Annotated in this window: 13 protein-coding genes; 4 read left to right on the top strand and 9 right to left on the bottom strand. The window is 43.0% G+C overall.

Annotation, left to right across the window (positions count from 1 at the left end):
• The first annotated feature begins 132 nt into the window (after nt 1-132).
• The 4 genes from ACIROD_RS20385 (at nt 133) to ACIROD_RS20370 (ending at nt 2,044) form a co-directional block, all read left to right on the top strand.
• Nucleotides 133-432, top strand: a complete 300-nt coding sequence (locus ACIROD_RS20385) for a processed acidic surface protein (RefSeq protein WP_402943531.1) — start codon at nt 133-135, stop codon at nt 430-432.
• Nucleotides 426-1,187, top strand: coding sequence for a processed acidic surface protein (locus ACIROD_RS20380; protein ID WP_402944050.1), 762 nt, complete (start codon nt 426-428; stop codon nt 1,185-1,187). The genes ACIROD_RS20385 and ACIROD_RS20380 overlap by 7 nt, the downstream gene beginning before the upstream one ends.
• A 1-nt stretch (nt 1,188) precedes the next feature.
• Nucleotides 1,189-1,830: a class D sortase gene (locus ACIROD_RS20375; protein WP_402943528.1), complete on the top strand. Its 642-nt coding sequence runs from the start codon at nt 1,189-1,191 to the stop codon at nt 1,828-1,830.
• A gap of 70 nt (nt 1,831-1,900) precedes the next feature.
• Nucleotides 1,901-2,044 (top strand): hypothetical protein, encoded by a 144-nt coding sequence (locus ACIROD_RS20370; RefSeq protein WP_157831062.1) that lies wholly within the window; start codon nt 1,901-1,903, stop codon nt 2,042-2,044.
• Between the two features lie 36 nt (nt 2,045-2,080).
• On the opposite strand, the gene ACIROD_RS20365 is transcribed toward ACIROD_RS20370, so the two are convergent.
• The 9 genes from ACIROD_RS20365 to ACIROD_RS20325 form a co-directional block, all read right to left on the bottom strand.
• Nucleotides 2,081-2,599, bottom strand: coding sequence for an acyltransferase (locus tag ACIROD_RS20365; protein ID WP_101223732.1), 519 nt, complete (start codon nt 2,597-2,599; stop codon nt 2,081-2,083).
• The gene (gene ppaX / locus ACIROD_RS20360) at nt 2,596-3,264 is read right to left on the bottom strand and encodes a pyrophosphatase PpaX (protein WP_402943524.1); all 669 of its coding nucleotides are present in this window, start codon (nt 3,262-3,264) and stop codon (nt 2,596-2,598) included. The genes ACIROD_RS20365 and ppaX overlap by 4 nt, the downstream gene beginning before the upstream one ends.
• Nucleotides 3,254-4,198: a nucleoside recognition domain-containing protein gene (locus tag ACIROD_RS20355; protein WP_101223734.1), complete on the bottom strand. Its 945-nt coding sequence runs from the start codon at nt 4,196-4,198 to the stop codon at nt 3,254-3,256. The genes ppaX and ACIROD_RS20355 overlap by 11 nt, the downstream gene beginning before the upstream one ends.
• Before the next feature lie 27 nt (nt 4,199-4,225).
• Nucleotides 4,226-5,038, bottom strand: coding sequence for a prolipoprotein diacylglyceryl transferase (gene lgt / locus ACIROD_RS20350; protein ID WP_101223735.1), 813 nt, complete (start codon nt 5,036-5,038; stop codon nt 4,226-4,228).
• A 26-nt stretch (nt 5,039-5,064) separates the two neighbouring features.
• Nucleotides 5,065-6,000: an HPr(Ser) kinase/phosphatase gene (gene hprK, locus ACIROD_RS20345; RefSeq protein WP_101223736.1), complete on the bottom strand. Its 936-nt coding sequence runs from the start codon at nt 5,998-6,000 to the stop codon at nt 5,065-5,067.
• Nucleotides 6,001-6,549: 549 nt separating this feature from the next.
• Nucleotides 6,550-7,650 (bottom strand): DUF4097 family beta strand repeat-containing protein, encoded by a 1,101-nt coding sequence (locus tag ACIROD_RS20340; RefSeq protein WP_402943519.1) that lies wholly within the window; start codon nt 7,648-7,650, stop codon nt 6,550-6,552.
• 500 nt (nt 7,651-8,150) lie between these two features.
• The gene (uvrA, locus tag ACIROD_RS20335; protein ID WP_101223738.1) at nt 8,151-11,030 is read right to left on the bottom strand and encodes an excinuclease ABC subunit UvrA; all 2,880 of its coding nucleotides are present in this window, start codon (nt 11,028-11,030) and stop codon (nt 8,151-8,153) included.
• A gap of 6 nt (nt 11,031-11,036) precedes the next feature.
• A complete protein-coding gene (gene uvrB, locus ACIROD_RS20330) occupies nt 11,037-13,022 on the bottom strand; it encodes an excinuclease ABC subunit UvrB (RefSeq protein WP_230176159.1) in 1,986 nt (661 codons plus the stop codon).
• Between the two features lie 218 nt (nt 13,023-13,240).
• Nucleotides 13,241-13,471 (bottom strand): CsbA family protein, encoded by a 231-nt coding sequence (locus tag ACIROD_RS20325; RefSeq protein ID WP_101223739.1) that lies wholly within the window; start codon nt 13,469-13,471, stop codon nt 13,241-13,243.
• Nucleotides 13,472-13,650 lie beyond the last annotated feature (179 nt).

Below are 13,650 nucleotides of genomic sequence, written 5' to 3'. Positions count from 1 at the left end.
GTTGCACCTTTTTACCTAGATGTTTCTCCCTATCTTTAGCCATTCATTGTTATTAATGTATACCTTTTGGTATAGCTGCTTTATAATATTTAGGAGTTTGGTAATATTATAAAATTTTAGGGGGAAATGGGAATGAAGAAATATTTTTCATTTTTTGTGGCTCTTATCGTTCTTTTTTCACTGGGTTCAAGCGGGACGATGGGTTTTGCCGCAACTAAGATCAACCAGAATGAGCTTAATGAATACCTTTCTGAAGTTAGAATGACACAAGAAGAATTGGAAGAGTATTTATCCTATTACGACTTAACATTGAATGAACTGAAATCGGTAGAAGAGTTGCGTGATACATTAGGACCGGCCGTCACTCCTGAGACCTTACAGAATCTACTTAAACAATATGAAATGACAGAAGCTGAACTAACGGAATTATAGAATACGGTGAACTGGAAGAGGGAGATTCCATCATCGATACCTTCCATTTCATTTACGACATTGAGGATATCATAGATTTAGAAATGGATTATGATGAGGACGCGATGGATTATGATGAGGAAGAGATCATCGATTTAATGGATGGCCTCTTTACTGATATCGGTCTAACAGACGAAGAGCTCGACAGATTCATGAATCATCTCTTGCCTATCATCGAAGACCCTTCTTTTGAAGCTCGTTTAATGGCGATCTCCGATAGAATGAATCAACTTGATAATTTCGAAACAATTGATGAATTGTCTGCAGAACAAGTGGCTGAATTGCTTTCTATTTATAATGATCTTCAAAGCTTGCTGCAAATTCAATTCAAATTCGCCTTAATTCAGGATGGTGTCACAACAAACCTATCCCTTGAGGCTTTATTCCAGCTTAAGGAATTAACGAATGCTAGTTTACTAGTTTCGATTTATGATTTAAACGGCAATTTTTTGCTCGATTTTATGTTGACAGGTAAAATGATCGGTTCCGATTTAGTGAAAGAAACCGGTAATGACATTAAACAGTCCACCGAGGTCATTTCTAAAGTGGCTGAGGTAAAAAAAGAGAAGAAGAAACCCGCAAAACCTGAACACAAAACGGAAAAAGGCGGAGTGCTTCCTAAAACGGCCGGTCATTACTTATTCGGTGCTTTAATCGGTTTAGTGTTGATGGGTATCGCTTTCGGATTAATTAGAAAAGCAAGACTCACTAATTAAGATGAGTAAAAATAGGCAATCCAGGCATAAGAAAAAATGGTTACTTGTCACTGCTGTTTGCTTTTTAACCTTAGGTTTTTATTTTACAACGACAAACGCCTATACACTGTTAAAAGGCTATGCCCTGTATAAATGGAATGAATCTGACACAACGGAAGCTACAGCTAAGCTCCCCGAACCAAAGACGAAGGCAAATATTTCCGATGGGCTTGAACTATATGAAGAACGGCCGGAGACAGGTGATTTGATGGGTCAGCTTTATATTCCAACAATTGAGGCAACACTCCCAATTTATCACGGAACGGACGAAGATGAACTTGAAAAGGGCGTCGGTCATTATGCAGGCTCCGTCCTCCCAGGTGAAAAGGATAATTCCGTTTTATCCGGGCACCGAGATACAATTTTCAGTGATCTAGGTGAAGTCGGCGAAGGCGACTTGCTGATTGCCAAGACAGAAGCCGGTTCATTTACATATAAAGTGAGGAAGGTTCGTATCGTCGATGCAGATGACCGTACCGTGATCGTTCCCAAGCCTAAAGCCACACTTACAGTAACAACCTGCTATCCTTTTTCATATATTGGTAGTGCTCCGGAACGGTACGTATTGGTTGCCGATTTATTGAAATCGGAAATAGTTAAATGAGATATGGGGCTGAAGTTGTTCAGCCCCCTCTTGATAAATCTTTAATAGATGATAGGAGGACAAGCTCAATATGGATAAACAGGCACAGGAAAGGTTTTTTCGAGTTTTAAAAGAAACGTATGAAGCGACGGTGAACCAGGAATATATATCAATCAACGAAGTCTTGGAGCATCTAAAGAATGAACTGACTCCGTTATACCCAAAATGCCATTAAAAAGGACCTGCCGCATATATGGGCAAGTCCTTTTTTTCACAAGGAAGTTTGCTGCTCCCTCTCAAGCATTTCTTCTTTGGTATATATGATTTTCATTGGATTTCCCCCGACGAAAGCTCCCTCTGGAACATCCTTATGGACAAGTGTACCTGCAGAGACAATCGCCCCATTTCCGATTGAAAGTCCTGGAAGAATGGTCGAATTGGCTCCAATCAATACTTCATCCCCAATGACTACATCTCCTAAACGATATTCCTGAATCAAATATTCATGTGCAAGAATCGTCGTATTATAGCCAATGACAGTATTTCTTCCAACTGATATTTTTTCCGGAAACATCACATCGGGCATGACCATCAAGGCAAACGAAGTATGCTTTCCGACTTTCATATGTAAAAAAGTCCTGTACAGCCAATTCTTCATGCCCAGAAAAGGCGTATAACGCGCTAGCTGTATCACCACAAAATTCTTGACGACTTTCCAGAATGGAACGGTCTTATATACATGCCATAGTGAATTAGCCCCTTCAACTGGATAGCGGGACGTGCGTCTCATTTTCTAGCCTCCGTGAGCTTTTCAACCTCAACGATATTCAATAAATCCGCCATCTGCTCAAGCATATAATCAGGGTGATAGCTTTCCAGGAATTCACGGCCTTTAATGGACCATGAGACCCCTGCCGTTTTTGTACCTGTGTTCTTCCCGCCCAGAATATCATGATAACTGTCCCCAATCATGATCGCTTCTTCAGGAACCGAACCGAGTTGATTTAAAGCTTTTACCAAAGGCTCTGGATCCGGCTTTGCTTTTTCCACCTCATCCAGTGTGACCACCACATCAAAGAATTGATCCAGTTTGCTTAAACGCAGGCCCTTTTCGACGACATCACGCTTCTTTGTCGTAACGACTGCCAATTTATAGCCGCTCTGCTTCAATGTTTGAACGGTTTCGAACACACCGTCAAATTGTGTGACAAGCAAATCATGGTTCCTCCAATTATGCTCCCGATAGTAAGCGATCATTTCATCCACTTGTTTTGGATCAATGGAAGAGAAAGTATCGACCAAAGTCGGTCCGATAAATGGAATGATATCTTCCCGATTGAACTTTCCAGGACAAAAGTGGTTTAACGTTTCTGTAAATGAGGCGATGATCAATTCATTTGTATTGATCAACGTCCCGTCAAGATCAAATAATAATGTAGTTATGTTACTGTTCATATACAGCTTCCTTTCTCTGTACCCTGTCAGCCCGATTCCATATATACGCAACGGCCATCGTTAAAACAATGGCAGTGAGTATCCGAATAAGTAATAACGGCAAGACCGGAATCCCCAGCGGAATAAAAATCAATGTATCTTCTACAACAGCATGGCAGGCAACTAAAAAGATGAATGCAATCGTCATATCCTTCTTCGAAACATTATCCTCTTTAGCCGCTTGAATCATCACCCCTGCCCCATATGCCAAACCGAGAGTCAGGCCTGTAACGAAAGGCATGGAAGCATTCGGCTTCATCCCCAGGACCTTCATGAAGGGTGCAAGGGCTTTCGAGAAGGCTTCCAGCCACTTTAAATCTTTCATGATTTGAACAGCCACCATGAGCGGAATAACGATGACCGCCAGCTGGCCAATTCCTGAAAGGGCCTGGATGACCCCATGCAAAAGGATCGCTCCCGCTCCGTTAATCTCTGCAGCCTCCCCGATAGCCGTTCCCTGGGCCATTTCAGATCCGCCCTGCCAAACAAGATTGATGACGACCGCGGACAAAAGCGCAAGCCCGATCCGTACTGTTAGGATGACCCACAGCTTGACACCGGTTTTCATCGCCACACCTGACTCAATCAATAAATTATGTGAAAAAGATAGCATCATAGCGATGATAAAAACTTCTTTCACAGTCAAATCAAGCGTTAATATGCCAGCAATCGCTGCGTATAAATTCAGGAAATTCCCTAATACAAGAGGAATTGCAGCATCCCCTGGAAGACCGATGAGATTCATCAAAGGCGCTATCAAGTTGATGATGAATGGCAATACAGGCGTATATTGAAGCACAGTGACGATCAGAGTAACCGGAAATATCACTTTCCCCAAAGACCAGGTTGTATTCAAGCCTGAAAGAAGTCCCTTTTTAACCGAATCTACTATCACTATGCCCTCTCCCTTTACACATATTACCTATGCATCTAAATATCTTTTGTCTGCATGCCCGCGGACCCTTCTAAAGACCACCAAGGCGATGGCTACAGCTACCAATACAATCGAGATCACTTGTGCGATACGCAGTGAATCCGTCAGCATCAAACTGTCCGTCCGCAATCCTTCAATGTAATAACGTCCGATGGAATACCATATTACATAGGTTAAAAACAGTTCCCCCCTGCGCAAGTTCACTTTCCGTAAACTTAAGAGAATAATGACACCGAGGATATTCCAAATCGATTCATACAAAAAGGTCGGGTGATAATACGTACCGTTTATGTACATTTGATTTATGATGAATTCAGGCAAATGCATATTTTCAAGGAATGACCTTGTTATTTCTCCCCCATGCGCTTCCTGATTCATGAAATTACCCCAACGGCCAATCGCCTGCCCCAACAATAAGCTCGGTGCAGCAATATCCGCCAGCTTCCAAAATGACACTTTCTTGACCTTGGCAAACACGATTGCAGTCAGTACCGACCCAATCAACGCACCATGTATGGCGATTCCGCCATTCCATATTTTAATGATATCTCCCGGGTTTTGTGAATAGTACTCCCATTGAAAGATCACATAATAAATACGGGCACTTATGATCGCGATTGGGACAGCAAACAAAATCATGTCAGTAAAAATTTCCTTATCAAGACCTCTTCGCTCAGATTCCCTTAAAGCGATTATAAGACCCAATAACACACCGAAACCGATGATGAGTCCATACCAATGTACCTGGATGGGACCTAGATCTATCGCTATTGGATTCAGCGGCTGAATTCCTTGTTCCATTTTGTCCCCTCTTTTCTTATAACCTTTTAAAATTCATCATGTTCCGGATCTGCAATTGCGTGGTTCAAGCGATCTGAAAACTGTTCCGCTGCATTTACTCCCATTCGCTTCAGGCGGTAATTCATGGCTGCCACTTCAATGATGACAGATAAATTTCGTCCTGGACGGACAGGTACGGTAATTTTCGTCACTTCCGTATCGATGATTTTCATTTTTTCTTCATCAAGGCCAACCCGGTCATACTGCTTGTTTTTTTCCCATAGTTCCAGATTGATGACGATTGAGATCTTTTTATTGCTGCGGACTGCGCCAGCTCCGAAAAGTGTCATTACATTAATGATTCCCAATCCTCTTATTTCTAGAAGATGTTCGATTAAATCCGGGGCATTCCCGACCAGCGTATCTTGGTCTTCCTGCCTGATTTCGACGCAGTCATCGGCTACGAGACGATGACCCCGTTTCACTAATTCCAGGGCTGTCTCACTTTTACCGACGCCGCTTTTCCCGGTGATCAACACACCTAACCCATAGATATCCACCAATACACCATGAACAGCAGTAGTTGGTGCCAACCTGCTTTCCAGGAAATTGGTCAGACGGCTGTATAACCTTGTTGTCTTCATATTAGATCTCATCACAGGAACGGATTCCCGCTCAGACGCTTCGATCAATTCTATCGGCACTTCCTGACCACGCGTAATGATGATGCCTGGAGTAAAGTCCCTGCATAACTCTTCCATCCTCTGTACTCGATCCGGTTCATTCAGCCGATTAAAAAAGGACATCTCCGTCATACCTAAAAGCTGTACTCGATCTGCGGGATAATAATCAAAAAAACCGGCTATTTCAAGTCCGGGACGAGATAAATCACTCGTGACGATCGGTCTGTTAATTCCTTCTTCCCCACTGATAAGTTCTAGACCGAACGCTTCTACTATATCCTTTGTACGGACTTTTGCCATATATCTTTCCTCCTTTTGGAGTGATGCTATTTTTTGAGATACTTTTTCTATTTTAGCATTTTTCTGTTAATAACCAAACAAAGCATTATCGATTTATTGTTTTTTTATTCACTCCACCCGGATGGGCCAAGTGAACTGGAAAGAGATGAGAGGAACATACATGAATCCTTACATCAAAATAAAAGAAAGCCAGCCAATTTATATTGGCAGGCTCACTTTGCAGACAAAAGGGATCGGAAACGTATCTTTCATCAAATGATGTTCCCGAACCAATTCCAAAGCAACTCCTTAGGTATGGTTCCGATACAAATTGGATGTTGATTTCCGCTCAAGAAACTCGTTTTCCGCGGGCGGTCGTGGAGCCTCCTCGGCTTGCGCCTGCGGGGTCTCCCCTAGTCGCGCTTTTCCCGCAGGAATCTCGTACCTTCCTCTCCAATCAAACTTGTTATTAAATTTAGAACAAGCCATAAAAAAACTGCAGGCAAACTCGTTTTCCATCGAGTTTGCCTACAGTTTTAGACCAGTGGTATCAACGGCATTTCCCTTTCTTCAGGAAACCGTTATCGCTGCAGTTTTGGTTTCTGCAAAAACATGAAGCACAGGAACCTCTTCTTTAACCGTCTTAAACTTAAGGACCTTCTGAACCACATCACTTTTCTCTTCGATGATTGTCATCCCTTCCAAAGTTACATTAAAGCTTCCTAAATTTGACTTCAATTCTCCTTCGATCGCCTTACCTGGCGGCAGGGTCAACTGGACTTTTCCAGTGACTGACTTAGCATGGATCGAATCGCAATCCATCCCTGAATTCGTACAGATGATTTCCCCATTGAACGTTTGGACATCCAATTTCTTGAAGTATCCAGCAGCATTAATCGCTCCATTCAGGGTCTCGGCTTCCAAGTCATTAAAGTTGGTATCTGAAATGGTGATCATCCCATTACCTGTTTCAAGCTCACAGAAATCACCCGTACCCTGCATGATATGAATGGCACCATTTGCCGTTTTCGCTTTTAGCTTCTCTGATTTCAGTGATTCAGTCGTGATTGCGCCATTGAACATCCTTACATGGATGTCCTCATATTCCTTCCGTGGAATGTACATGATTGTATCAACCTTTATGGATTTTTCACGAACCTTGAACTTCAATTTTCCATTTTCAATCGTGAAATCGACTTCTTCCAAAAAGTTTTTCCTGGCTTCTTCTATTTCTTCCACTCGGTATACCTTAGCTTGGCATTCAACCCGGACATCATCATGGTCCCATGCGGCGATTTTTATTTTCCCATTTGCTATATCTACATCAACCTCATCCAGGAAATCATGTTCATGCTGAAAAATATGACTGACCTCCACAGACTTCCCGAAATTGAAATCAAGATCCGTTTCTTTGATTTTCTTAAAAGCACTTTCAACGAAATCAATAATCTTTTCTTTCGATGACTGGATATTCTTTTTAAACGTATCCTGAGTGCTTCCTTCACTTTTCTTATCCACGACTACCGTCGATAATTCGTTTTGCAATTTCTGCTCTTTAGCTTCACTTTCCTGACTGGCTTTTTCTAATTCTTCCAAAAGGCCCAAGGCTTCTTCCGCCGATAACTTTCCATCCTGAATCATTTCTAAAATCTTCTTTCTTTCCTCCTGCATGAACATTCCTCGCTTTCTTCTACCATTTTATTCATACATACGCCTAGATATCTAAAAAGTTTCATAAATACCGTTTTTCCCATCTTTCGACAAAGGAAAATGACAATTTCCGAAAAGGAAGATGTATGATTTCCCCGGAAATATCTTGTTTTCCCATTCTTTAATCAAATGATTGATTAAATGCACACTGTCATTTTTCTACAAAAAAACAAGCCTGATGGCTTGTTCCTGACTGTAGACAAATTCGAAGAAAACGAGTTTGCCTGCAGTTTTATTATTACTTTTACAATTCAGGTTGATTTCCGATCCAGGCACGCGCTTTTCCCGCAGGAGTCTCGCACCTTCCTCTACAATCAACTTCGTTAAAAAAATTAAGCTAGAAATCCATACATAAAGAATTGAACTGCTTTGGGTCAGTTGGTTCGGACATCCATTTGATGAAAGATATGTTTTCCGAACCCCCTTTAGTGGAAAAACTGAAACTAGCCAACCGTCTTCTTTTAAGCATGTTCATGCTCAGTTTCTTTTTCTTCAATCCAATTTTCCATGCGGATTTGATCACGGGTAAGTACAGGTTTTAAGTATTTTCCCGTGTACGATTCGGAAACTTCACATATTTTTTCAGGTGTTCCATAAGTGACGATCGTACCGCCCTTATCTCCGCCTTCCGGTCCCAGGTCAATAATGTGGTCCGCCGTCTTGATGACATCCAGATTATGCTCGATTACCAAAACGGTATCCCCATTGTCAACCAGCCGCTGCAGAACCTGGAGCAGCCTTGCTATATCGTGGACATGTAGACCGGTAGTTGGTTCATCCAAGATATAGAAGGAGCGCCCAGTGGATCGGCGATGCAATTCAGAAGCAAGTTTCACCCTTTGCGCTTCACCGCCTGATAAAGTGGTGGCAGGCTGTCCAAGCTTGATATAACCCAAACCAACGTCATAAATCGTTTGCAGCTTCCGTTTGATTTTTGGGATATTTTCAAAGAAACTAACGCCTTCCTCGACTGTCATATCGAGAATGTCGGATATGTTTTTCCCTTTATATTTCACTTCAAGTGTTTCCCGGTTATACCTTTTACCATGACAGATTTCACATGGAACATAGACATCTGGGAGAAAATGCATTTCAATCTTGATAATCCCATCACCACGGCATGCTTCACAGCGGCCGCCCTTAACATTGAAACTGAACCTTCCTTTTTTATAACCGCGGATCTTCGCTTCATTAGTCGAGGCAAACACGTCACGAACATCATCGAATACACCCGTATAGGTAGCTGGATTCGATCGTGGGGTTCTGCCGATAGGTGATTGGTCAATATCAATGACTTTATCTAAATGCTCGATTCCCTTGATTTCACGGAAATCACCTGGTCTGGCTTTTGCCCGATTCAGTTTTTGAGCCAATGACTTATGGAGGATCTCATTCACCAATGTACTTTTCCCTGATCCGGAGACTCCCGTTACGGCTGTAAAGACCCCAAGCGGGAATTTCACATTAACGTTTTTCAAATTGTTTTCCTTGGCACCTTTTATTTCAATGACACGGCCATCATTTTTCCGGCGTTCCAATGGCAATGGAATGAATTTCTTCCCTGCTAAATATTGCCCCGTTAAGGATTTAGGATTATTCATGACCTCTTCCGGAGTTCCAGCGGCCACTATTTCCCCTCCATGCGCTCCTGCTCCAGGACCAACATCGATCAAATAATCCGCAGCAATCATCGTATCTTCATCGTGCTCGACAACAATGAGGGTGTTCCCGATTTCGCGCATATTCTTCAATGTTTCGATCAATCGATCGTTATCCCTCTGATGCAGCCCTATTGAAGGTTCATCCAAAATATATAGGACTCCCGTCAATCGGGAACCGATCTGCGTCGCCAATCTTATACGCTGCGCTTCACCGCCTGATAAAGTTCCCGCTGCCCTGCTCAACGTCAAATATTCCAAACCTACATTAGCCAGGAAACCGAGCCGCTCACGAATTTCACGTAAAATCAATCTCGCAATTGCAGCTTCTTTTTCAGTCAAATCAAGCTCATCGAAAAATACTAACGCATCCTCCACTGATAAAGCTGTCGTTTCACTAATATGGACCCCTTGAATGAGCACGGAAAGACTCTCTTTTTTCAATCGATGACCCTTACAGGTTGGACAGTGATGTTCTGACATGTATTTCTGCATTTGCTCACGAATAAAGTCAGAACTCGTCTCCTTGAAGCGCCTTTCGATGTTTCTTAAAACTCCTTCAAAAGGAATATATCCTTCTTGCACTCTTCCAAAATCATTTTTATAACGGAAATATATCTTATCTTTGCCTGAACCAAGCAAGACCTTATCCATCTTCTCTTCCGGTAAATCCTTAACGGGCACATCCATATCTATCCCATAATGGTTTGCCACCGCTTCAAGGAGCTGAGGGTAATATTGAGAACTAGTCGGCTCCCATGGCGCAATTGCATGTTGACGGAGGCTTAATTCGTTATTCGGGATGACCAGATCACGGTCCACCTCAAGCCTTGCCCCCAAGCCATCACAATCCGGGCAGGCCCCAAACGGGCTATTGAAGGAAAACATTCTAGGCTCTAACTCTTCAATCGAAAATCCGCAGTATGGACAAGCATGATGTTCACTGAACAGCAGTTCTTCCTCACCCATGACGTCAATGATGACTTTACCTTCGCCAAGCTGCAAAGCACTTTCCAATGAATCTGCAAGCCTGGCCATGATACCCTCTTTTATGACGATTCGGTCTATGATGACTTCAATCGAATGTTTTTTATTTTTTTCGAGAGTGATCTCATCGCTGAGGTCATGCATTTCCCCGTTCACACGAATGCGGACATATCCTTGTTTCTTAACTTCCTCCAAAACTTTCGCATGTGTCCCTTTTCTGCCTGAGACTAGCGGTGCCAATACCTGAAGCTTGGTTCGCTCAGGGTAATCAAGAATGCGGTCCACCATTTGCTCTATCGTTTGTGAGGTGATTTCTATATTATGGATGGGACAGGTCGGCCTGCCGACCCGTGCAAATAACAGCCTTAAATAATCATAGATCTCCGTAACAGTCCCTACGGTTGAACGAGGATTTCGACTGGTCGTTTTCTGGTCTATGGAAATGGCTGGTGACAAACCTTCTATCGCATCGACATCCGGTTTATCCACTTGGCCTAAGAATTGACGAGCATAAGCGGAAAGTGATTCCACATAACGTCTTTGCCCTTCTGCATAAATCGTATCAAAAGCCAAGGAAGACTTTCCAGATCCGGATAATCCGGTCAGCACAACAAGTTTGTCTCTCGGTATCGTGATATCAATATTCTTTAAATTGTTGGCCCTGGCGCCTTTTATCACAATTTTATCCATTGCCATGTTTCGTCACCCTTCCGCTTTTAACTCTAGTAATAAATCACGCAGCTCGGCAGCTCGCTCGAAGTCCAGTGCCTTTGCCGCTTCCTTCATTTCTTTTTCCATGCTTGCCATCACTTTTAAACGCTCTTTTTTAGGAAGCTTCGCGAGGCTTGGTGCAAGGTCTTCCTTATACTCTTCGCCTTCTTCGGCAACATGAGTCGCCCTTATGGAGTCGCGGATATCCTTTTGAATGGTTTGAGGCAATATTCCATGCTCTTTATTATAATTTTCCTGGATTTCACGGCGCCGCCTCGTTTCATTGATGGCAAGTTCCATCGAATTCGTGATTCGGTCTGCATACATGATGACGTGGCCGTTCGCATTACGGGCTGCACGGCCCATCGTTTGAATAAGCGAACGTTCCGAGCGAAGGAACCCTTCTTTATCGGCATCCAGAATGGTCACTAACGACACTTCCGGAATATCGAGGCCTTCCCTTAAAAGATTGATTCCAACTAGAACATCATATTTGCCCATTCGAAGTTCCCGGATGATTTCTATCCTTTCCAAGGTCTTCACTTCCGAATGAAGATATTGGACCTTGATGCCGATTTCCTTTAAATAATCAGTTAAATCCTCAGACATCTTTTTCGTCAAGGTCGTTATGAGCACACGCTCGTTCTTTTTGACGCGCTCCTGTATTTCACCGATCAAGTCATCTATTTGCCCTTCAATCGGCCGCACTTCCACCGTCGGATCCAGCAATCCGGTAGGACGGATGATCTGCTGAACCATTTCCGGGGTATGTTCGAGTTCATATGGTCCCGGAGTTGCCGAAACGAATATGGATTGATGGACCTTTTTTTCAAATTCCTCAAATCTTAGCGGGCGGTTATCTTTCGCAGACGGCAGACGGAAGCCGTGATCGACGAGCACTTGCTTACGCGCCTGATCTCCATTGAACATTCCGCGGATTTGCGAGAGGGTTACGTGTGATTCATCCACGACCAATAGGAAATCCTCTGGAAAGTAATCTATTAAAGTGTATGGTGTCGCACCTGCGGGACGAAGCGTCAAATGGCGGGAATAGTTCTCGATCCCTGAACAAAAGCCCATTTCACGCATCATTTCCAGATCATAACGGGTCCGCTGCTCCAAGCGCTGCGCTTCAAGGAGTTTTTCATCTTCCCTTAATTCCTTCAATCGTTCTTCCAGTTCCGTTTCGATATTTTGAATGGCTACCCGCATTTTCTCTTCGCGGGTTACGAAGTGGGAAGCCGGGAAAATGGCGATATGATCCCGTTCACCGGTAATTTCGCCAGTCAGGGCATCGACTTCACGAATACGGTCAATCTCATCCCCGAAGAACTCGACCCGTACGCAATGTTCATCACGTGAGGCCGGGAAAATTTCGACCACGTCGCCGCGAACGCGGAAGGTCCCCCGTTGGAAAGCAATATCATTACGTTCATATTGAATATCCACGAGTCTGTGCAGCAAGGCATTCCGGTCTATCTCCATGCCTGTTCGGAGGGAAACGACCATCTCCCGGTACTCTTCAGGAGAACCGAGTCCATATATGCACGAAACACTGGCAATGATGATGACATCTTTCCTTTCGAACAAAGACGAGGTTGCCGAGTGACGCAGTTTATCGATTTCATCATTGATGCTTGCATCTTTCTCGATGAATGTATCCGTGGATGGAACATAAGCCTCCGGCTGGTAGTAATCATAATAGCTAACGAAGTACTCAACGGCATTATTAGGGAAGAACTCTTTGAACTCACTATAAAGCTGCCCTGCCAACGTTTTATTGTGGGCAATGACAAGAGTCGGTTTATTGATTCTTTGAATCACATTGGAAACGGTGAACGTTTTCCCTGTCCCGGTTGCCCCCAATAACGTCTGCATTTCCTTGCCTTCCTTAATCCCTTCGACCAGCATTTCAATTGCTGCCGGCTGATCTCCTTGAGGAGAGTATTTTGAGACTAACTCAAACTTATCCTTCACCAAGCATAGCCTCCTATTGAAATATTTTTATATGAAAACGGGACATAACTATATCCCTTCTATTTATTCCGGTTTGATAAAGCATATATACACATTCTACCACAATAGCCTTAAAACAAACCAGCAATAAGCGAACATCCATTCTATTTTTGTTTTATGGACTTCATGATGTGTTGAGGGGAATGACAAGTTTGGGTACAAAAAAAGCACCTTTTGTGTCAGGCGCTCTTGGATGTACGTTTCATCATTCTTTTTGATAACCAAAATCCCACTGTTAGGGATAAGGCATCGACGATGATCAATAAGTTTGTATGCGTATAACCTTTATATGCGGAAGCTGTAATCAAGGCAACAGTTAAAACAAGGCCCACGACATTGTTATAGGTGACCCTTGAAAATAGCATGACGAGTAGACAAGGAAGGAAAAGGGCAGAAAGAAATTTAATCATTTTTTCATCTCCTTTATAAGAGAAAAATAGAGTAGTTTCAGTTTAAATGATTATCAAGTTTTTTGCCAATCAATTTCCCACTTGATTTTCAAGGCATCATCAGAAGAATCTTCCACACTTCCATCAATTATGCCCATTAAAAAAAGAGGCAAACCCCTTTATAGGGAAGTTTGCCTCTT

Source organism: Peribacillus sp. NPDC101481 (genome assembly GCF_044767165.1).
GTDB lineage: Bacteria > Bacillota > Bacilli > Bacillales > DSM-1321 > Peribacillus.
The sequence above is the reverse complement of the archived record's forward strand: the minus strand, read 5'-3'. Positions and strand labels throughout refer to the sequence as shown.

Coding starts and splice junctions, on each gene's coding strand:
- ACIROD_RS20385 (WP_402943531.1), top strand. CDS start 133: ATGAAGAAATATTTTTCATTTTTTGTGGCTCTTATCGTTCTTTTTTCA.
- ACIROD_RS20375 (WP_402943528.1), top strand. CDS start 1,189: ATGAGTAAAAATAGGCAATCCAGGCATAAGAAAAAATGGTTACTTGTC.
- ACIROD_RS20370 (WP_157831062.1), top strand. CDS start 1,901: ATGGATAAACAGGCACAGGAAAGGTTTTTTCGAGTTTTAAAAGAAACG.
- ACIROD_RS20365 (WP_101223732.1), bottom strand. CDS start 2,599: ATGAGACGCACGTCCCGCTATCCAGTTGAAGGGGCTAATTCACTATGG.
- ppaX (WP_402943524.1), bottom strand. CDS start 3,264: ATGAACAGTAACATAACTACATTATTATTTGATCTTGACGGGACGTTG.
- lgt (WP_101223735.1), bottom strand. CDS start 5,038: ATGGAACAAGGAATTCAGCCGCTGAATCCAATAGCGATAGATCTAGGT.
- hprK (WP_101223736.1), bottom strand. CDS start 6,000: ATGGCAAAAGTCCGTACAAAGGATATAGTAGAAGCGTTCGGTCTAGAA.
- ACIROD_RS20340 (WP_402943519.1), bottom strand. CDS start 7,650: ATGCAGGAGGAAAGAAAGAAGATTTTAGAAATGATTCAGGATGGAAAG.
- uvrA (WP_101223738.1), bottom strand. CDS start 11,030: ATGGCAATGGATAAAATTGTGATAAAAGGCGCCAGGGCCAACAATTTA.
- ACIROD_RS20325 (WP_101223739.1), bottom strand. CDS start 13,471: ATGATTAAATTTCTTTCTGCCCTTTTCCTTCCTTGTCTACTCGTCATG.